The following is an 18825-nucleotide window of genomic DNA, read 5'->3' as shown; positions in this document are numbered from 1 at the left end:
CGCAAATATCCCGGGGGAACGCCCCTGCGGCCCCGTCGGGGGCCGCAGGGGCGTGGGGGCAGAGCCCCCGCCTCCGCTCTCGCCTCCGGCTTTCTTCGCACTTGCAGCAATGCGCCGGCCATGCCTAATGTGACGGCATCATGACCGCGCTGACAGATCCCGGAGCCATCGTCGAAATCACCCCCTCGGCGGGGATCCAGGCCGCACGCCACGGCTGGCGCGCGAAATGCCTGCAGCGCCTGATCCGCATGGAGCTGCCGGTCCCGACCAGCTTCGCGCTGTCGGCCGAGGCGGTGCGCGCCATCGCCGCCGGCCAGATGCCCGACCGCGCCCGCCTCGCCGCCATCATCGAGCGCGCCGACGGGCTGGTCAGCGTGCGGCCCTCGGCGATGAACCCGGCCTGGGGCGGGCCGGGCACGGTGCTGAACGTCGGCATCAACCACGAATGCCACGCCCGGCTGGTCCAGACCCGCGGCAAGGCGGCGGCGGACGCGATCTATCTGGGCTTCGTGCAATCCTATGCCATCCATGTTGCCCGGCTCGACCCCGACATGTTCTCGGACAGCGAGGGCGGGCTCGACGCGGCGCTGCGCGCCTATGAGGACGAGACGGACGAGGAATTCCCCCAGGACCCGACCCAGCAGCTGGCCGAGGTGCTGCGTAGCATGGCGCGGGCCTGGGACGGGCCGACCGCGCGGCTTCTGCGCCAGGCCAAGGGGGCGCCGGCCATCGCACCGCTGGGGCTGGTGGTGCAGGACATGGCGCTGGCCATCGGGCCGGGCGTCACCGGCTCGGGCACCATCCAGTTCGTCGACAGCGTGACCGGCGCGTCGCGCATCACCGGCCGGTTCCGCGGCCAGACCCAGGGCCGCTCGAAGGCCGAGGGGGCCGAGACGCTCTACCTGACCCGGGACCCGCGCGGCCCCTCGCTGGAGGAGGCCGCGCCCGAGGTCTTTGCCGACCTGGTCCGGTTCGGGGTCGCCGCCCGCGAAAGGCTGCGCGAGGAGATGCAGATCGAATTCGTCGTCTCGGACAGCCGGCTTTCGATCATCGATGCGGTGCGGGTCATCCGCAGCTCGCGGGCCAGCGTGCGCATCGCCGTGGCGCTGGCCCGCGACGGCATCATCCCGGCGGAAGAGGCGGTGATGCGGGTCGAGCCGCGGGCGCTTTCCGACCTGCTGCACCACCAGGTCGATCCGCGCGCGCCCCGCGACGTCATCGTCCGCGGCATCAATGCCAGCCCCGGCGCCGCCACCGGCCGCATCGTCTTTACCGCCGCCGCCGCCCAGGCCGCCGAGGCGCGGGGCGAGCGCTGCGTGCTGGTGCGTCGCGAGACGGTGCCCGAGGACATCCGCGGCATGCATGCCGCCGTCGCCGTGCTGACCGAGCGCGGCGGCATGACCAGCCATGCCGCGGTGATCGCCCGCGGCATCGGCCTGCCCTGCATCGTCGGCGCCAGCGGCATCTCGATCGACTCGCGCGCCCGGACCATGCTGATCGGCGGGCGCATCTTCCACGAGGGCGAGGAGATCACCATCGACGGCACCTCGGGCGAGGTGCTGGCCGGCGCCGCCGAGATGCTGGAGCCGGCGCTGGACGAAAGCTTCACCCAGTTGCTGGAATGGGCCGACCAGCATTGCCGCATCCGCATCCGCGCCAATGCCGACACGCCCGAGGACGCCCGCACCGCCCGCATGTTCAACGCCCAGGGCATCGGGCTGTGCCGCACCGAGCACATGTTCTTCGACGACGAGCGCCTGCCCGCCATGCGCGAGATGATCTTTGCCGGCAAGCCCGAGGACCGCCGCCTGTCGCTGGAACGCCTGCTGCCGATGCAGCGCAGCGATTTCGCCAAGCTGTTCGAGATCATGGCCGGCCTGCCGGTCACCATCCGGCTCTTCGACCCGCCGCTGCACGAATTCCTGCCCCATGACCGCGAGGGGATGCGGGAACTGGCCGAATCGCTGGACCTGCCGCTGTCGGACGTCACCCGCCGGGTCGAGGCGCTGTCGGAATTCAACCCGATGCTGGGCATGCGCGGCGTGCGGCTGGGGATAACCGTCCCCGAGATCTATGACATGCAGGCCCGCGCCATCTTCGAGGCCACCATCGAGGCCAGCCACAACGGCGCGCCGGTGGTGCCCGAGATCATGATCCCGCTGGTCAGCGCCCGGCGCGAGGTCGAGCTGGTCAAGACCCGCATCGACGCCGTGGCCGCCGCCGTCCGCAACGAGACGCGCAAGGATTTCACCTATCGGCTGGGCGTCATGGTGGAGACGCCGCGCGCCGCGCTGCGCGCCGGCGACATCGCCGAGCATTCCGCTTTCCTGTCCTTCGGCACCAACGACCTGACGCAGATGACCTACGGCCTGTCGCGCGACGATGCCGGCCGCTTCATGGGCATCTATGTCAACCAGGGCGTCTATTCCGAGGATCCGTTCCATATCCTCGACCGCGACGGGGTGGGCGAACTGGTGGCCATCGGTGCCGAGCGCGCCCGCAGCCACAAGCCCGACATCACTATTTCGGTCTGCGGCGAGCATGGCGGCAATCCGGAATCCATCGCCTTCTGCCTGCGGGCCGGGGTGAACTATGTCTCCTGCTCGCCCTTCCGGGTGCCGGTGGCGCGCCTTGCTGCAGCGCAGGAATCGATTCTCATGGCGCGGGAAGAGACGGAATCCCAGACCTGGTTCGGGTCCTAGCCCCGGCCGGTTTTGGCCGGAATCTGCCCGTTAACCTTTTTGTCGTCGGCGGGTTTCCGCCAAAATCATTTAAAATCAAGCGAATCGCGCCGCTCACGCCCATGTGGGCTGGATAGGGGCGTCCTGTTTCGGGCCTTTAACGCCAGACCGCCGCCCGCGAGGGAACCTCGGGGCGGCCCTTCCGACGAAACAGACCGGGCCGGACCCGGACCGAAAACAGGACCAACATGTCGATTAGCAAGTCATGGCTGGCGCGCGTTTCCGTGTGTGTGGCTGTCGCCTTTTCCCCTGTCGCAACCGTTCCGGCCCTTGCCGATGGGCAGCACCAGGTCGCCTATGAAACCAAGACCGGCCGCGCCCGTCAGGCCGCCGTGCAGATCAACCCCACCGACCTGCAATGCCTGGCCGAGGCGCTGTATTTCGAGGCGCGCGGCGAAGGCGTCCAAGGCCAGAAGGCCGTGGCCGAGGTGATCCTGAACCGCGTCGATCACCCGCGTTTCCCCAAGACCGTCTGCGGCGTGGTGAACCAGCGCGGCCAGTTCACCTATAACAAGAACGCCCGCATCCGCGAAAAGGGCACCTATGCCCGGGTGCAGAAGGTCGCCATGGCGGCGCTGGCCGGTGCGCCGCGCACGCTGACCAACGGCGCGACCTATTTCCATGCCCGGGGCGTCAGCCCCTCCTGGGCCAAGCGTTTCGAGCGCACGACCCGCATCGGCAGCCATACCTTCTATCGCTCGGATCGCCGGCTGGCCGCGAACTGAGCCCGCGGGCTGACGCATTCCTTCTGTGGATTCCGCGGTCCCGTCTCTTGCGGCGGGGCCGTTTTCCTGAAAACACGGGCGGTATGGACCAGCCTGACCGTATCCACCTGCGCGATTACATCCTTTCGGCCGAGATCGGCGCGTTCCAGACCGAGCGTGGGCATCCGCAGCGGCTGCGCTTCAACATCGATGTCGAGCTGGCGACCCATGTCGTCGGCGTGAACGACGAGGTGGACCGGATCCTCAGCTATGACATCCTGACCGGCGCCGTGGCGGCCGGGCTGGCGGATCGCCGCTACGACCTGCTGGAAACGCTGGCCGAGAAAATCGCCGCGCAGATCCTCGCCCATCCGCGCGCCGCACAGGTCTCGGTCACGGTCGAGAAGCTGGACCGCATCCCCGGCGCCCTGGGCGTGACGCTGGTGCGCCGCCAGGCGCGGGTCGAGGCCGACGACGTCGCCGCGCCGATCCGGGTGGTCTTTCACGGCCGCGACATGGCGCTGCCCGAAGGCGCGGTGGCGCTGGTCCCGGACGCCCCGCGCCTGCCCCTGCCGCAGGGCGGCAATGCGCGCGAGATCGAGCTGCTGGCGCTGGACCAGGCCGCCTGGGCCCTGGCCGGCCACCTGGGCCTGACCGTCGCCGACAGCCGCACCGAGTTGGACTGGGCGGCGAGCGAGGGCCGCGCCGTGGTCTGGGCCCCGGCCCGCATGGTGCGCGACGTGGCCGGGCTGGCACCCGAACCGCAGGCGCTGGCGCTGTGGCTGGCCGAGCGGCTGGGGGCGAGCCGGCTGGACTGGGCTCTACCCCAGGATGCGGCGGAGCCGGCCGTGCCGGCGGGTTTTCGCATTCCGACCGGGCGTATCTGATCTTCGCGCTTGAATCGGCAGCCGGCCGGCGTAGAGACCGGAGCATGACCGATTATTTCCGCCCCATCCCTTGCGAGACGGGCCGCTGGCGACTGGCCGGCGGCTGGCTGCGCTTCTCGCAATTCGAGCTTCTGCGGCGCGGCGAGCCGCCGCGCGTGGTGGACGCCGCCCCCGAGGCGGTGCTGGCCGCGCTGACCGCGCCGCGCGCGCCGCTGCTGGGCCTGACCATGGATCGCCCGCGCATCATGGGCATCGTCAACGCCACGCCCGACAGCTTCTCGGATGGCGGGGCCTATGATGGGGCGGCGCAGGCGCGGCTGCTGGCCGGGCAGGGGGCCGAGATCCTCGATATCGGCGGCGAATCGACCCGGCCGGGCGCCCGCGAGGTGCCGGTGGCCGAAGAGATCGCCCGCGTTACCCCCGCCATCGCCGCGGGTCGCGCACTGGCGGCGGTGTCGATCGACACCCGCAAGGCCGAGGTGGCGCGGGTCGCCATCGCGGCGGGCGCGGGGCTGGTCAACGACGTTTCGGGCTTCGATTTCGATCCGGCCATGGCGGCGACGGTCGCGGCGGCGGGCGTGCCGGTCTGCCTGATGCACGCCCAGGGCATCCCCGAGACGATGCAGGATAATCCGACCTATGGCGACGTGCTGCTGGACGTCTATGACGCGCTGGCCGAGCGCATCGCCCGGGCCGAGGCGGCGGGCATTCCCCGCGACAGGATCGTGATCGATCCGGGCATTGGTTTCGGCAAGACGCAGGCGCATAATCTGGCGATCCTGCGGCGGATCTCGGTCTATCACGGGCTGGGCTGCGCCGTGCTGCTGGGGGTTTCGCGCAAGCGGTTCATCGGCAGCCTCGGCGGGGCCGAGCATCCGGCGGACCGGGTGGCGGGCACGCTGGCGGTGACGCTGGCGGGGATCGCGCAGGGCATACAGATCCACCGCGTCCATGACGTGGCGGAAACACGGCAGGGCCTCGCCCTCTGGCGGGCCGTGACCACAGAAACGAGTTGAGCGGGGCAAGATGAGCAGGAAACTTTTCGGCACCGACGGCGTCCGGGGCCGCGCCAATACCCATCCGATGACGGCCGAGATGGCGCTGCGCCTGGGCGCCGCCGCCGGCCGCTATTTCCGCCGCAACGGCGAGGATCACCACCGCGTCGTCATCGGCAAGGACACCCGCCTGTCCGGCTATATGCTGGAGAACGCGCTGACCGCCGGGCTGACCTCGACAGGCATGAACGTGCTGCTGCTGGGTCCGGTGCCGACGCCGGCGGTGGGCTATCTCACCCGCTCGATGCGGGCGGATGTGGGCATCATGATCTCGGCCAGCCACAACCCGGCGCAGGACAACGGCATCAAGTTCTTCGGTCCCGACGGCTTCAAGCTTTCGGACGAGGCCGAGGCCGAGATCGAGAGCATCGTGGCGGGCGAGATCATTCCGGCCCAGCCGCAGAACATCGGCCGCGCCAAGCGCATCGATGACGGGCGCGGCCGCTATGTCGAATATGCCAAGACCACCTTCCCGGCCGGGCACCGGCTGGACGGGCTGAAGGTGGTGGTGGACTGCGCCAACGGCGCCGCCTATCGCGCCGCGCCGGACGTGCTGTGGGAACTGGGCGCCGAGGTGATCCCGCTGGGGGTTTCCCCGAACGGCCACAACATCAATGACGGCCTCGGCTCGACCCATCCCGAAGCCTGCGCCCGCGCGGTGCTGGAGCACGGCGCCGACATGGGCATCAGCCTGGACGGCGATGCCGACCGGGTGATGATCGTGGACGAAAAGGGGCAGGTGGCGGATGGCGACCAGATCATGGCGCTGCTGGCCGACCGCTGGGCGGCGCAGGGCCGGCTGCGCGGCGGGGCGCTGGTGGCGACGGTGATGTCGAACCTCGGGCTCGAACGCTTTCTGCAGGGCCGCGGGCTGCGGCTGGAGCGCACTGCCGTCGGCGACCGCTACGTGGTCGAGCGGATGCGCGGCGCGGGCTTCAACCTGGGGGGCGAGCAGTCGGGCCATATCGTGATGACCGATTACGCCACTACCGGCGACGGGCTGATCGCCAGCCTGCAATTCCTGGCGGCGCTGTCGGATAGCGACCGGCCGGCCTCGGAGCTGGTGGCGCAGTTCGAGCCGGTGCCGCAGCTGCTGAAGAACGTGCGCTATGCCGCCGGCGCCGATCCGCTGTCGGTCGAGGCGGTCAAGGCCGAGATCGCCCGGGCCGAGGCGCGGCTGGACGGCTGCGGCCGGGTGCTGATCCGCAAGTCCGGCACGGAGCCCCTGATCCGGGTCATGGCCGAGGCCGAGGACGAGACCGTGCTGCGCGAGGTCGTGGAGGGTATCGTCGCGGCGGTGGAGCGGGCGGCCTGACCGTCTGCGCGGGCCGTGCCGGTGGCGGCCTTGGCATGGGTATTTGGGAAACAGAGAAGTGCAGGCGCGGCGTCAGACCGCCGTCGGGTCGTAATCGTAGAGCCAGGCGAAACGCTCGATCAGCCGGGCCGGGGCGAGGCGCGAGACGGCGCGCAGCCCGGCATGGGCGACGGCGCGGGTCGGGCCGCGCAGGTGGTAGTTGCGGGCATTGGCATTCGCCGCCTCGACGATGCGCTGGCAGCGCGGCTGGCGCAGGGACTGGAAGCGCGCCAGCGCGGTTTCCTGATCCGTGCCGGCATCGAGGCAGGCGGCCAGCACCCAGGCATCCTCGATCGCCATGACCGCGCCCTGGGCCATGAAGGGCAGGGTCGGATGCGCGGCGTCGCCGATCAGCGCCCGTTTGCCGTCCTGCCAATGCGCGGCGACAGGGTGGCGGAAGAGGCCCCAGATGCCGACCCGCTCGACCCGTTCCAGCCAGCCGGGCACCGGGCCGCCGAAGCGGGCGAAGGCGGCGCGCAGCTCGGCCGGATCGCCGGGGATCGACCAGCCTTCCTCGTGCCAGTCGGGACGTTCGACCACGGCGACGATATTGCGCTGGCCCTGGCCCAGCGGATAGCTGACCAGATGCCGGCCCGGCCCCATGAAGACCTGCGCCGCCGGCGCGGCATCGGCTTCGGCCGGGATCAGCGCCCGCCAGGCGGTCTGGCCGGTGAAGAAGGGGGCCTCGGCGCCGTTCAGCGCCGGGCGCAGGCGGCTTTTCACCCCGTCGGCGCCGATCAGCAGCGGCACCTCGGGCAGGTCGGTCACGTCATGGCCCAGCTCGATCCGGGCGCCGGCCTCGCGTGCCGCCTGTTCCAGCAGCGCGACCAGCCGGGCGCGGTGGACAAGGCGGAAACGGTCCTGCGGGCGGTATCGGGCCAGGTCCAGCACCGCGACCGGCCGGCCGGCGGAATCGCGCAGCTCGACCCGTTGCGAGGGCACCGAGATCGCCCGGAAGCGCGGCCACAGCCCCAGCGCCTCGATCACCCGCACCGCGTTGGGCGAGATCTGCAGGCCCGCGCCGACCTCACGCAGAGCGCCGGCGCGTTCCAGCACCGTCACGGCAAAGCCGCGCTGCGCCAGCGCGCAGGCGGCGGTCAGGCCGGCGATGCCGGCGCCGATGATGGTGACGGGGGGCCGGGTCAGCGGCGCACCTCGGCGCTGGCGATGGCAAGGAATTCGTCCAGCCTGTCCTGCGGCAGGCCGGCGGCGCGCAGCACCTCGGCGGCGAAGGTCACGGGCGCGGTGCCGGGCGCGGTGATGATGCCGCCATCGGCCACGGCATGCGGCAGGTCGCGGTAATGGTCGGCCGCGTCATAGCCGGGCAGCCAGTGGCGCAGGAAATCGAGCCCGTTCGAGGTGTGGTCGCGCCCGTCCAGAAGCCCGGCGCGGCCGAGCGCCAGGGTGCCGGCGCAGATCCCGGCGACGGTCTGGCCGCGGCCATGTGCCGCGCGCAGCATCTCGGCCAGGTCGGGGGGCGCTTCGCCCGTCCAGCTTTCGCCGCCGCAAAGCACGATCACCTCGTCCTCGCGCGGCACCGCATCCTCGAGCCCGGTCACCGTCAGCCCGCCCATCGAGCGGACCGTGCCGCCGCCCGGCGTGACGTGGCGGACCCTCAGACCGTAGAAATCCCCGCCGATACCGGAGATCAGCGGGGTTTCCCAATCCGCGAACCTGTCCAGGAACAGGATCATCACGGGTTTCAGGCTTGTCTCCGGCATGCTTGCTCCCTCGGGTTGCGAGGCCGGGGCGGCTGCGGGCTCAGTCGTCGCGATGCACGCGCTCGCGCCGCTCGTGGCGCTCCTGCGCCTCCAGCGTCATGGTGGCGATGGGCCGCGCGTCCAGCCGCTTGAGGCTGATCGGCTCTCCGGTCATTTCGCAATAGCCGTATTCGCCGGTCTCGATGCGGCGCAGGGCCGCGTCGATCTTGGCGACCAGCTTGCGCTGGCGGTCGCGGGTGCGCAGCTCCAGCGAGCGGTCGGTTTCCTCGGAGGCGCGGTCGGCCAGGTCGGGCACGTTGCGGGCGCTGTCCTGCAGACCTTCCAATGTCTCGGCGGACTGGTCGAGCAGCTCCTGCTTCCATGCGATCAGCTTGCGGCGGAAATATTCGAGTTGCCGCTCGTTCATGAAAGGTTCGTCTTCGGCGGGGCGATAATCTTCGGGCAGAAAGGTCTGGGCTTTCATCGTTCCTCCGGGAGCCGGGCGACTGGATGCCCGATCCTTGCGGCCCCCTTAAAGTATGGCAGACCAATTGTCACTAGGCCATTCCGACAGGTTTCGCCCGCGGCTTGCGAAGCCGGCGGCTGCTGGCTAGGGTCGCGCAGATTGCGCAAAGGACAGGCGGATGCAGTTTTCCTCGACCGAAACCTATGTGGCGCCCGCGGATCTGGCGATGGCCGTGAACGCGGCGATCACGCTGGAACGCCCCCTGCTGGTCAAGGGCGAGCCGGGCACCGGCAAGACCGAGCTGGCGCGGCAGGTTGCCGCAAGCCTGGACCTGCCCATCGTCGAATGGAACGTGAAATCGACCACCCGCGCGCAGCAGGGGCTTTACGAATACGATGCCGTGTCGCGGCTGCGCGACAGCCAGCTGGGCGATGCGCGGGTTCACGATATCGCGAACTACATTCGCAAGGGCAAGCTGTGGCAGGCTTTCGAGGCGCCGGGCAAGGTCGTGCTGCTGATCGACGAGATCGACAAGGCCGACATCGAGTTCCCGAACGACCTGCTGCAGGAACTCGACCGCATGGAGTTCCATGTCTACGAGACCGGCGAGACGGTGGTGGCCCGGCACCGGCCGGTGGTCATCATCACCTCGAACAACGAGAAGGAGCTGCCGGACGCCTTCCTGCGCCGCTGCTTCTTCCACTATATCCGCTTTCCCGACGCCGAGACGCTGAAGCGCATCGTCGAGGTGCATTATCCCGGCCTCAAGCGCCGCATCCTGGACGAGGCGCTGAGCCAGTTCCTGGAACTGCGCGAGGTGCAGGGGCTGAAGAAGAAGCCCTCGACCAGCGAGCTTCTGGACTGGCTCAAGCTGATCCTGGCCGAGGACCTGTCGCCCGAGGACCTGAAGCGCCCGGCGGGCGAGATGCTGCCCCGGCTGCACGGCGCGCTTCTGAAAAACGAACAGGACGTGGCGCTGTTCGAGCGGCTGGCCTTCATGGCCCGCCGTCAACGCTGAGGGCGGCAGCGATGATCCGCGCGCTTCGCCCCGAGGATCGCAAGGGCTGGCAGCGGCTCTACGAGGGGTATCAGGCCTTTTACGGCTTCGACGACCGGCCGCCGTCCTTTTACGACCGCGCCTTTGCCCGGCTGATGGCGCGCGATCCGCGCGACTTCCACGGGCTGGTGGCCGAGTCGGACGGGCGGCTGCTGGGGCTGACGCATTACGTCTTTCACCCGAACCTGTGGCGCGACGAAGGGGTCTGCTATCTGCAGGACCTGTTCACCGCACCCGAGGCGCGCGGCCGCGGCATCGCCCGCGCCCTGATCGAGGCCGTCTATGCCGAGGCCGACCGGGCCGGCGTTCCCGCCGTCTATTGGCTGACGGCCGAGGACAACTATCCCGGCCGCATGCTCTACGACCGGGTTGGCCAGAAGTCGCCCTTCATCCGCTACAACCGCAAGCTGTAATGCAAAGGGCGGCCCGAAGGCCGCCCCCGCGATCCGCTGTCCCTCGCCTTAGCGCAGGCCGGTGGCTTCCAGCAGGCCTTTGCGCTTGGCCTCGTAGTAATAGCCGCGGGCATACCATTTCACCGCGGCATCCTTGTTGCCGTCGGCGACCATATAGGCGCCGCGCAGGTATTTGACGCCGTATTTCAGGTTCGTCTCGGCATCCAGCAGCCCGGCGGGCGAGCCGCGATAGCCCATGCCGCGCGCGGTGGCGGGTAGGATCTGCATCAGACCGTAATAGGGGCCGTTGCGGGCGCCGGGCCGATGGGTCGATTCGCGGATGATGACGCGCTGCACCAGATCGACGGGCACATCGTATTCCGCGGCATATTTGTGGATGAGCCGGCGCAGCTCCGGCGTCTCGTTCGGGTGCAGCGCAGCGACCTGGGCCGCCGAGGCGCGGGGTTCGACCAGATAGCGGCGGTCGGGATCGACCCGATTGTCGCCGCAGGCGCTGACAGCCAGAACGCCGCTCAGCGCCAACAGTGCGATAATGGATTTCATGACTGCCCCTTGGCTTTTCATTGCCCGAAGGATTAGCCACAGCCGCCGGAGTCGGGGAATGCAAAAGAAAGGGCCGCCCGGTTCGGGGCGGCCCATCGGCGGATTATTGCCGCAGCGCGGCGGCGGTTTCGGTGAAGTTCCGCCGATCAGGCGTGAATTGCGCCGTCGCCGCAGGCCAGCGCTGCCTCGCGCACCGCTTCCGAGCAGGTCGGATGCGCATGGCAGGTCAGGGCGATGTCCTGGGCCGCTGCGCCGAATTCCATCGCCACGCAGATCTCGTGGATCATCTCGCCGGCATTCGGGCCGATGATGTGGCAGCCCAGGACCCGGTCGGTTTCCGCATCGGCGATCAGCTTGACGAAGCCCTCGGCCTGGAACAGGGCCTTGGCGCGGGCATTGCCCATGAAGGGGAACTTGCCGACCTTGACCTTGCGGCCGCTTTCCTTCGCGGCCTCTTCGGTCAGGCCGACCGAGGCGACCTCCGGCGTGGTATAGATCACGCCGGGGATGACGTCATAGTTCACATGGCCATGCTTGCCGGCGATGACTTCGGCCACCGCCATGCCCTCGTCCTCGGCCTTGTGGGCCAGCATCGGGCCGGGCACCGCGTCGCCGATGGCGTAGATGCCCTTGACGCTGGTCTGCCAATGCTGATCGATCTGGACGAAGCCGCGATCGGTCAGCGCGACGCCGAGCTTGTCGAGGCCCAGCCCGGCGAGATAGGGGCGGCGGCCGGTGGCGACCAGCACGCATTCGGCCTTGATCTCATGCTCGCTGTCGTCCTTGCGCAGCTTGTATTTGACCTCGGCCTTGCCCTTCTCGACCTCGACCTCGGACACGGCGGCGCCCAGGACGAATTTCAGCCCCTGTTTCGCCAGGATGCGCTGGAACTGCTTTTGCACCTCGCCGTCCATGCCGGGGGTGATGGCGTCCAGGAACTCGACCACCGTCACCTCGGCGCCCAGCCGGGCATAGACCGAGCCCAGCTCCAGCCCGATCACCCCGGCGCCGATCACCACCATCGACTTGGGGATCTTCGGCAGCGACAGGGCGCCGGTCGAATCGACGACGATGCCGGCCGCGTTGTCGACCTCGACCCCCTTCAGGCTGGCCGGTTCCGAGCCGGTGGCGATGACGATGTTCTTCGTCTCGTGGACGGTGTCGCCGACCTTGACCTTGCCGGGCGCCTCGATGCTTGCCCAGCCCTTCAGCCAGTCGATCTTGTTCTTCTTGAACAGGAACTCGATGCCCTTGGTGTTGCCGCCGACCGTCTCGGCCTTGTAGCCCTGCATCTTCTGCCAGTCGACCTTCGGCGCGGCGCCGACCAGGCCCATCTTCTCGAAATTCTCATGCGTCTCGTGCAGCATGTGGCTGGCATGCAAAAGCGCCTTCGAGGGGATGCAGCCGACGTTCAGGCAGGTGCCGCCCAGGGTCTCGCGCCCCTCGACGCAGGCGACCTTCAGCCCCAGCTGGGCGGCGCGGATCGCGCAGACATAGCCGCCGGGTCCGGCGCCGATCACGATCAGGTCATAGGTGGACATTCGGGTCTCCTTGCAGTTCGCGGCGCGCCTTCGGCGCCGCCATTCGAGTCAGGTGAACAAAGCGGTCAGGATCATCGCCAGCGTGGCGACGAACCCCGCCGCCCAGATGACCGAGCGCCAGGGCGACCAGCCAAAGGCATAGGCGGGGATGTAGAGCAGCCGGGCCAGCAGATAGGTCCAGGCGCAAAGCACGGTCAGGGGCGAGCCGGCATCGCCCAGCACCACCAGAAGCACGGCGATGGTGAACAGGATCAGCCCCTCGAAATGGTTGTCCACCGCGCGGCGCAGCCGCCCGGTCAGGGCCGAGAATTCCGGCTGCCGGTCGCGCGGGCTGGCGTTCCATTTCGCGCCGACGTCGCGGTTCATCGAGGCGGCGGCCAGGCCGATCTGCACGGCCTGCAGCAAGGCCGCCAGCGCCAGCGCGGTGGTCTCGGCCGCCATCAGGCGGTCTCGACGAAATGGAACGCGGAGGCCGAGACGCCGGCCTGGCTGTTGAAGACCCCCGCCGCGCCCTCCAGATAGGCCTTGGCGGCCGCGGCGTCCTGCACCTGGAACAGCGCCCAAGCGCTCTGGTCGCTTTCGCGCCAGAGCTGCAGCAGCGACAGGCCGTTATTGCCGCGATCCTCGGCATCGGCGTCGAAAGCGGTCTTGAAGGCGGCGTAACCCGCGACGGTGTAATGCGCGATCATCTGCATGGCTTCAGTCCTTTCAGCTTTTTGCCGCCCTGCCGGGGACAAGTTTCGACCTGCCGTTCAACGGAACGGCCGCTGCCTGGGTTGCCTTGAGCCGCGCCGCGCCGGCCGGGAAGGGGGAAAAGACGCATCAGCGATCCCCCGGATCATAGCCCAGCCAATCGAAATCGGCGGCATAGAGCGCCCGGATGGCCGCCCGGTTCCCGGCGCTCAGCAGGGCGGCGCGGTCGCTGCGATGATGCTGCCGGTTCGAGGCGGTGTCGGCGGCATCCCCCGGCAGCGGGCGATCCAGCCGCGCGGCGAGTGCGGCGAAAAAGCCCGGCATGTCCTCGACCCGCCCGACTAGGTCGGGGCGGAACAGCGCGGGCCGGACGTTCTCGATCTGCGGGCGCCAATGCGGGTCGACCGCGGCGGCGCCGGCCTGGGCGCGGATGCAGGCCACATAGTCCAGAAACCGCGCGAAGCCCTGTTCCGTGCGGGGATGCCGGGACCAGTCGAAGCCGACCAGGGCGTTCATGCGCAGCCGGTCCGCCGCGAACCAGCCATGGCGCAGCTCATGCGAGCGGCAGAGATGGTCGAAGGCCGAAAGCGCGCGGTCCAGCGGATGGCGGACCGTGGTGATCCGCAGCGCCGCCGCCAGCCGCGCGGCGGCTTCGGGAATGGCGAGGGCCGGGCGCAGGATGCCGGCCGGCCCCTGCAGGTGATGCACGACCGCGTCGGAATTGATGTCGCCGGGCACGTCCCATTCCGCGGTCAGGGGAGCCCCGAATTCCAGCCGGAACAACAGGCGCCGGGCCGAGCTGGTGCCGGATTTGCCGTTGTTCAGGAAGGCCCAGCGCAGGCTGGCGGGCATGTGGATGCTGCGCAGGAACTGCGCCGCCGCATCGGCGGTGGGAAAGTCCTGCGGATGGGTGCGCCGCATGGCCTCGGCCTGCGCGGTGGCGGGACCGGGGGGCAGCGCCGGGCCAAGGAAGACCGATCCGGCCGGGAGGGTCGCCGCGTCCTCAGCCATGCGCCGCACTCCGCGCGGGAGGCGGGACCGGCGCGACGCGGCGGATCGGGGTGGCGATGGCAGGGGACGGCGACATGGAACCCGGCAATGAGGAAGGGGGCGGCCGAAGCCGCGCCCCAAAGCGATCAAAGATCCATCAGCAGGCGGCGCGGATCCTCCAGCGCCTCCTTGACGCGCACGAGGAAGGTCACGGCGCCCTTGCCGTCCACGATGCGGTGGTCGTAGCTCAGCGCCAGATACATCATCGGGCGGATGGTGATCTGGCCATCGACGACGACCGGCCGCTCCTGGATCTTGTGCATGCCGAGGATCCCCGATTGCGGCGGGTTCAGGATCGGCGAGGACATCAGCGAGCCGTAGACGCCGCCGTTCGAGATGGTGAAGGTGCCGCCCTGCATCTCGGCCATGGTCAGCTTGCCGTCGCGGGCGCGCAGCCCCAGCTCGGCGATCTCCTTCTCGATCTGGGCGAAGCTCTTCTGGTCGGCGTCGCGCACCACCGGGACCACCAGGCCGGTCGGGGTGCCGACCGCCACGCCCATGTGGACGAAGTTCTTGTAGACGATGTCGCCGCCGTCGATCTCGGCATTGACCTCGGGCACCTCCTTCAGCGCGTGGCAGCAGGCCTTCACGAAGAAGGACATGAAGCCCAGCTTGACCTTGTGCTTCTTCTCGAACTGGTCCTTGTAGGTGTTGCGCAGGTCCATGATGCCCTTCATGTCCACCTCGTTATAGGTGGTCAGCATCGCGGCGGTGTTCTGCGCATCCTTCAGGCGGCGGGCGATGGTGGCGCGCAGGCGGGTCATCTTGACCCGCTCCTCGCGCGCCGCGTCGTCGGCCGAGCTGGGCGCGCGCGGGGCCTGGGCCGGGGCAGGGGCGGGCGAGGCGGCAGGCGCCGGGGCCGCGGCGGCGCGGGCCACGTCCTCTTTCATCACCCTTCCGTCGCGGCCGGTGCCGGTCACGGCGTCGCGGCTGACGCCGGCCTCGGCCATGGCCTTCTTGGCCGAGGGCGCGTCCTCGACATCCTTGCGGGCGGCGGGCGTTTCCGGACCGGCGCCCGGCGACTGCACGGCGGCCGCGGCCGCGGCAGGCGCTTCGGCCTTGGGTGCCGATGCGGCGCCGGCCGCGCCCTCGGTGATGATCGCCAGCCGGGCGCTGGCCTCGACCGTCGCGCCCTCGGGGGCCAGGATCTCGGCCAGGACGCCCGCCGCCGGGGCGGGAACCTCGACCGAGACCTTGTCGGTCTCGAGCTCGCACAGCATCTCGTCCTGCGCGACGCTGTCGCCGACCTTCTTGAACCAGGTCGCCACCGTGGCTTCGGTCACGCTTTCGCCCAGGGTGGGCACCATCACATCGACGGATTTTCCGCTCATCTTCCTCTGTCCTTCCTGAGCCTTCGTGCCCGCATCAGCCTTGGGCAACATTTCTTCCGGGCCGGCATCGCCCTGTTCCATGATCTGCGCGAGCAGCGCATTGGGCGCGACCACCGTGCCCTCGGGGGCGACGATCTCGGCCAGTTTTCCGGCAACGGGCGAGGGCACCTCGACCGTCACCTTGTCGGTTTCCAGCTCGCACAGCATTTCATCCACGGCGACGCGGTCGCCCGGTTTCTTGAACCAGGTGGCCACCGTCGCCTCGGATACCGATTCCCCAAGCGTGGGGACGCGCAGTTCCACTGCCATGTCAGGACCCGATGGTGATGGCTTCGTGGACCAGGGCCTCTTGCTCGGCCTTGTGGCGCGAGGCAAGCCCGGTGGCCGGCGAGGCCGCGGCATGGCGGCCGACATAGCGCGGACGGCCATGCTTGGCGCCGATGCGCGACAGCACCCATTCGATATTGGGCTCGACGAAGGTCCAGCCGCCCTGGTTCTTGGGTTCCTCCTGGCACCAGACGATCTCGGCGTCCTTGAAGCGTTCCAGCTCCTTGGACATGGTCTGGGCCGGGAAGGGATAGAACTGCTCCAGCCGCAGGATATAGACATCCTCGGCGCCGGCCGCGTCGCGGGCCTGCGCGAGGTCGTAATAGACCTTGCCCGAGCAGATCACCACGCGGCGGATCTTGTCGTCCGGCACCAGCCTGAACTCGGACTTGCCGCGGTCGGCATCGTCCGCCAGCACCCGGTTGAAGGTCGAGCCGGTCTGGAACTCGTCCGCCGTCGAGACCGCCAGCGGGTGGCGCAGCAGCGATTTCGGCGTCATCAGCACCAGCGGCTTGCGGAAGGGGCGCTTCAGCTGCCGGCGCAGGATATGGAAATAGTTCGCCGGAGTCGTGCAGTTGGCCACGATCCAGTTGTCCTCGGCGCACATCTGCAGCCAGCGTTCCAGCCGCGCCGAGCTGTGCTCGGGGCCCTGGCCCTCATAGCCGTGCGGCATCAGCATCACCAGGCCGGACATGCGCAGCCATTTCTTCTCGCCCGAGGTGATGAACTGGTCGAACATGATCTGGGCGCCGTTGGCGAAATCGCCGAACTGGGCCTCCCACATGACCAGGCTGTTCGGCTCGGCCAGCGAATAGCCGTATTCGAAGCCCAGCACCGCATATTCCGACAGCATCGAATCGATGACCTCGTAGCGCGCCTGCCCGCCGCGGATATGGTTCAGCGGGTAGTGGCGCTCTTCGGTGGCCTGATCCACGAAGGCGGAATGGCGCTGCGAGAAGGTGCCGCGGGTCGAGTCCTGGCCGGCCAGGCGCACCGGATGCCCCTCCACCAGCAGCGAGCCGAAGGCCAGCGCTTCGCCCGTGGCCCAGTCGAAGCCCTTGCCGGTCTCGAACATCTGCTTCTTGGATTCCAGCAGCCGGCCCACGGTCTTGTGCAGGTCGAAGCCCTCGGGCACCCGGGTCAGCGCGCCGCCGATCTCGGCCATGGTCTCGGCCGAAATGCCGGTCTGGCCCAGGTTTTCCTCGGCATGTTCGGCCTCGATGCCCGACCATTTGCCGTCCAGCCAGTCCGCCTTGTTCGGCTTGAAGTTCTTGCCGATCTCGAACTCCTCGTTCAGATGCGACTGGAAGGCGGCCTTCATCTCCTCGATCTCGCCCTCGGGCACCAGGCCGTCGGCGACCAGGCGGTCGGTATAGAGCTGCAGCGTGGTCTTGTGGCCCTTGATCGCCTTGTACATCGCCGGGTTGGTGAACATGGGCTCGTCGCCCTCGTTATGGCCGAAGCGGCGATAGCAGAAGATGTCGATGACCACGTCCTTGTGGAACTTCTGCCGGAACTCGGTCGCCACGCGGGCGGCATGCACCACCGCCTCGGGGTCGTCGCCGTTGACGTGGAAGATCGGCGCCTCGACCATCAGCGCGATGTCGGTCGGATAGGGCGAGGTGCGGCTGAAATGCGGCGCCGTGGTGAAGCCGATCTGGTTGTTCACCACGATATGGATGGTGCCGCCGGTGCGGTGGCCGCGAATGCCGGACAGCTGGAAGCATTCCGCCACGATGCCCTGGCCGGCGAAGGCCGCGTCGCCATGCAGCAGGATCGGCAGCACCGCCGTGCGGTGGGTCTGGTCGGAAAGCTGGTCCTGCTTGGCGCGGACCTTGCCCAGCACCACCGGGTTCACGGCTTCCAGGTGCGAGGGGTTCGCGGTCAGCGACAGGTGCACGGTATTGTCGTCGAAGGTGCGGTCCGAAGAGGCGCCGAGGTGGTATTTCACGTCGCCCGAGCCGTCCACGTCGTCGGGCTTGTAGCTGCCGCCCTGGAATTCGTGGAAAATGGCGCGGTAGGGCTTGCCCATGACATTGGCCAGCACCGACAGGCGGCCGCGATGCGGCATGCCGATCACCACGTCCTTGACCCCAAGCGCGCCGCCGCGCTTGATGATCTGCTCCATGGCCGGGATCAGCGCCTCGCCGCCGTCAAGGCCAAAGCGCTTGGTGCCCATGTATTTGACATGCAGGAACTTTTCAAAGCCCTCGGCCTCGACCAGCTTGTTGAGGATGGCGCGGCGGCCTTCGCGGGTGAAGGCGATCTCTTTGCCGTAGCCCTCGATGCGCTCCTTCAGCCAGGCGGCTTCCTCGGGGTTCGAGATATGCATGAACTGCAGCGCGAAGGTGCCGCAATAGGTGCGCTTCATCAGATCCACGATCTGGCGGATCGTGGCGATCTGCAGGCCGAGCACGTTGTCGATGAAGATCGGCCGGTCCAGGTCGGCCTCGGTGAAGCCGTAGGTTTCGGGCTTCAGCTCGCCATGGTCGGGGATGTCGCGCATCCCCAGCGGGTCCAGATCGGCATAGAGATGGCCGCGGATGCGGAAGGCGCGGATCAGCATGATGGCGCGGACGCTGTCCAGAACCGCGCGCTTCAGCTGGTCGTCCGACAGGCTGACGCCCTTTTCCCCGGCCTTGGCGGCGATCTTGTCCAGCGCCGCCTTGGCCTCGGCCTTGGGCAGCATCGGCCATTCGCCGGTCAGCGCCGCGGTGGTGTCGTCCGAGGGCACCGGCGGCCAGTCGGCGCGGCGCCAGCTGGCGCCCTTGGCCTCGCGGGTGACCACGGCCTCTTCGTCGCCCAGGCTGCGGAAGAAGGCGTCCCAGGCCTGATCGACCGCCGCCGGGTTCTGGGCCCACTGGCCGTAAAGTTGCTCTACATAGGCCGCGTTATGGCCCTGCAGGAAGCTTGAATCGTGGAAGGCCGAATTGGGGGATTGATCGTTCATTGGCTTGCCTCCG

Annotated in this window: 17 protein-coding genes; 7 read left to right on the top strand and 10 right to left on the bottom strand. The window is 68.9% G+C overall.

What is annotated here, in order from left to right; all coding sequences use genetic code 11:
- The first annotated feature begins 140 nt into the window (after window positions 1-140).
- The 5 genes from L632_RS0113020 (at window position 141) to glmM (ending at window position 6702) form a co-directional block, all read left to right on the top strand.
- Entirely contained in the window at window positions 141-2702 is a 2562-nt protein-coding gene (locus L632_RS0113020; RefSeq protein WP_051416147.1) for a putative PEP-binding protein, read from the top strand.
- Between the two features lie 227 nt (window positions 2703-2929).
- Window positions 2930-3466, top strand: coding sequence for a cell wall hydrolase (locus L632_RS0113015; RefSeq protein ID WP_028711842.1), 537 nt, complete (start codon window positions 2930-2932; stop codon window positions 3464-3466).
- 83 nt (window positions 3467-3549) lie between these two features.
- A complete protein-coding gene (locus L632_RS0113010; RefSeq protein WP_036698208.1) occupies window positions 3550-4332 on the top strand; it encodes a dihydroneopterin aldolase in 783 nt (260 codons plus the stop codon).
- A gap of 44 nt (window positions 4333-4376) precedes the next feature.
- Window positions 4377-5348, top strand: a complete 972-nt coding sequence (gene folP, locus L632_RS0113005) for a dihydropteroate synthase (RefSeq protein ID WP_028711844.1) — start codon at window positions 4377-4379, stop codon at window positions 5346-5348.
- A gap of 10 nt (window positions 5349-5358) precedes the next feature.
- A complete protein-coding gene (gene glmM, locus L632_RS0113000) occupies window positions 5359-6702 on the top strand; it encodes a phosphoglucosamine mutase (protein WP_028711845.1) in 1344 nt (447 codons plus the stop codon).
- Window positions 6703-6774: 72 nt separating this feature from the next.
- Here glmM and L632_RS0112995 read toward each other — a convergent pair whose 3' ends face one another.
- Genes L632_RS0112995 through dksA form a run of 3 tightly spaced genes read right to left on the bottom strand, consistent with a single transcriptional unit; the run spans window position 6775 to window position 8925 of the window.
- Window positions 6775-7887 (bottom strand): FAD-dependent oxidoreductase, encoded by a 1113-nt coding sequence (locus tag L632_RS0112995; protein ID WP_028716934.1) that lies wholly within the window; start codon window positions 7885-7887, stop codon window positions 6775-6777.
- Window positions 7884-8462: a DJ-1/PfpI family protein gene (locus L632_RS0112990; RefSeq protein ID WP_051476448.1), complete on the bottom strand. Its 579-nt coding sequence runs from the start codon at window positions 8460-8462 to the stop codon at window positions 7884-7886. The genes L632_RS0112995 and L632_RS0112990 overlap by 4 nt, the downstream gene beginning before the upstream one ends.
- A 40-nt stretch (window positions 8463-8502) precedes the next feature.
- Window positions 8503-8925, bottom strand: a complete 423-nt coding sequence (gene dksA, locus L632_RS0112985; protein WP_024842929.1) for an RNA polymerase-binding protein DksA — start codon at window positions 8923-8925, stop codon at window positions 8503-8505.
- 160 nt (window positions 8926-9085) lie between these two features.
- On the opposite strand from dksA, the gene L632_RS0112980 reads away from it, so the two are divergent.
- Together L632_RS0112980 and L632_RS0112975 are read left to right on the top strand one after the other, a co-directional pair.
- Window positions 9086-9925, top strand: coding sequence for a MoxR family ATPase (locus L632_RS0112980; RefSeq protein WP_028711848.1), 840 nt, complete (start codon window positions 9086-9088; stop codon window positions 9923-9925).
- 11 nt (window positions 9926-9936) lie between these two features.
- Entirely contained in the window at window positions 9937-10377 is a 441-nt protein-coding gene (locus L632_RS0112975; RefSeq protein WP_028711849.1) for a GNAT family N-acetyltransferase, read from the top strand.
- 48 nt (window positions 10378-10425) lie between these two features.
- On the opposite strand, the gene L632_RS0112970 is transcribed toward L632_RS0112975, so the two are convergent.
- The 7 genes from L632_RS0112970 to L632_RS0112940 all read right to left on the bottom strand — a co-directional run bounded on the left by L632_RS0112970 (window position 10426) and on the right by L632_RS0112940 (window position 18812).
- On the bottom strand, window positions 10426-10920 hold the full coding sequence (locus tag L632_RS0112970) for a lytic transglycosylase domain-containing protein (RefSeq protein WP_028711850.1): 495 nt from the start codon (window positions 10918-10920) through the stop codon (window positions 10426-10428).
- Between the two features lie 146 nt (window positions 10921-11066).
- Window positions 11067-12461, bottom strand: coding sequence for a dihydrolipoyl dehydrogenase (gene lpdA, locus L632_RS0112965; protein ID WP_028711851.1), 1395 nt, complete (start codon window positions 12459-12461; stop codon window positions 11067-11069).
- Between the two features lie 48 nt (window positions 12462-12509).
- The gene (locus L632_RS0112960; RefSeq protein WP_028711852.1) at window positions 12510-12902 is read right to left on the bottom strand and encodes an MAPEG family protein; all 393 of its coding nucleotides are present in this window, start codon (window positions 12900-12902) and stop codon (window positions 12510-12512) included.
- Window positions 12902-13156: a hypothetical protein gene (locus tag L632_RS0112955; protein WP_028716932.1), complete on the bottom strand. Its 255-nt coding sequence runs from the start codon at window positions 13154-13156 to the stop codon at window positions 12902-12904. The genes L632_RS0112960 and L632_RS0112955 overlap by 1 nt, the downstream gene beginning before the upstream one ends.
- 127 nt (window positions 13157-13283) lie before the next feature.
- Window positions 13284-14165, bottom strand: coding sequence for a sulfotransferase family 2 domain-containing protein (locus L632_RS0112950; protein WP_028711854.1), 882 nt, complete (start codon window positions 14163-14165; stop codon window positions 13284-13286).
- 125 nt (window positions 14166-14290) lie between these two features.
- The gene (odhB, locus tag L632_RS0112945; protein WP_028711855.1) at window positions 14291-15844 is read right to left on the bottom strand and encodes a 2-oxoglutarate dehydrogenase complex dihydrolipoyllysine-residue succinyltransferase; all 1554 of its coding nucleotides are present in this window, start codon (window positions 15842-15844) and stop codon (window positions 14291-14293) included.
- Between the two features lies 1 nt (window position 15845).
- Window positions 15846-18812, bottom strand: a complete 2967-nt coding sequence (locus L632_RS0112940; RefSeq protein ID WP_028711856.1) for a 2-oxoglutarate dehydrogenase E1 component — start codon at window positions 18810-18812, stop codon at window positions 15846-15848.
- Window positions 18813-18825 lie beyond the last annotated feature (13 nt).

The sequence above is a fragment of the Paracoccus sp. J39 genome, from assembly GCF_000518925.1.
Lineage (GTDB): Bacteria > Pseudomonadota > Alphaproteobacteria > Rhodobacterales > Rhodobacteraceae > Paracoccus.
This window is presented reverse-complemented; position numbering and strand designations above follow the sequence as displayed.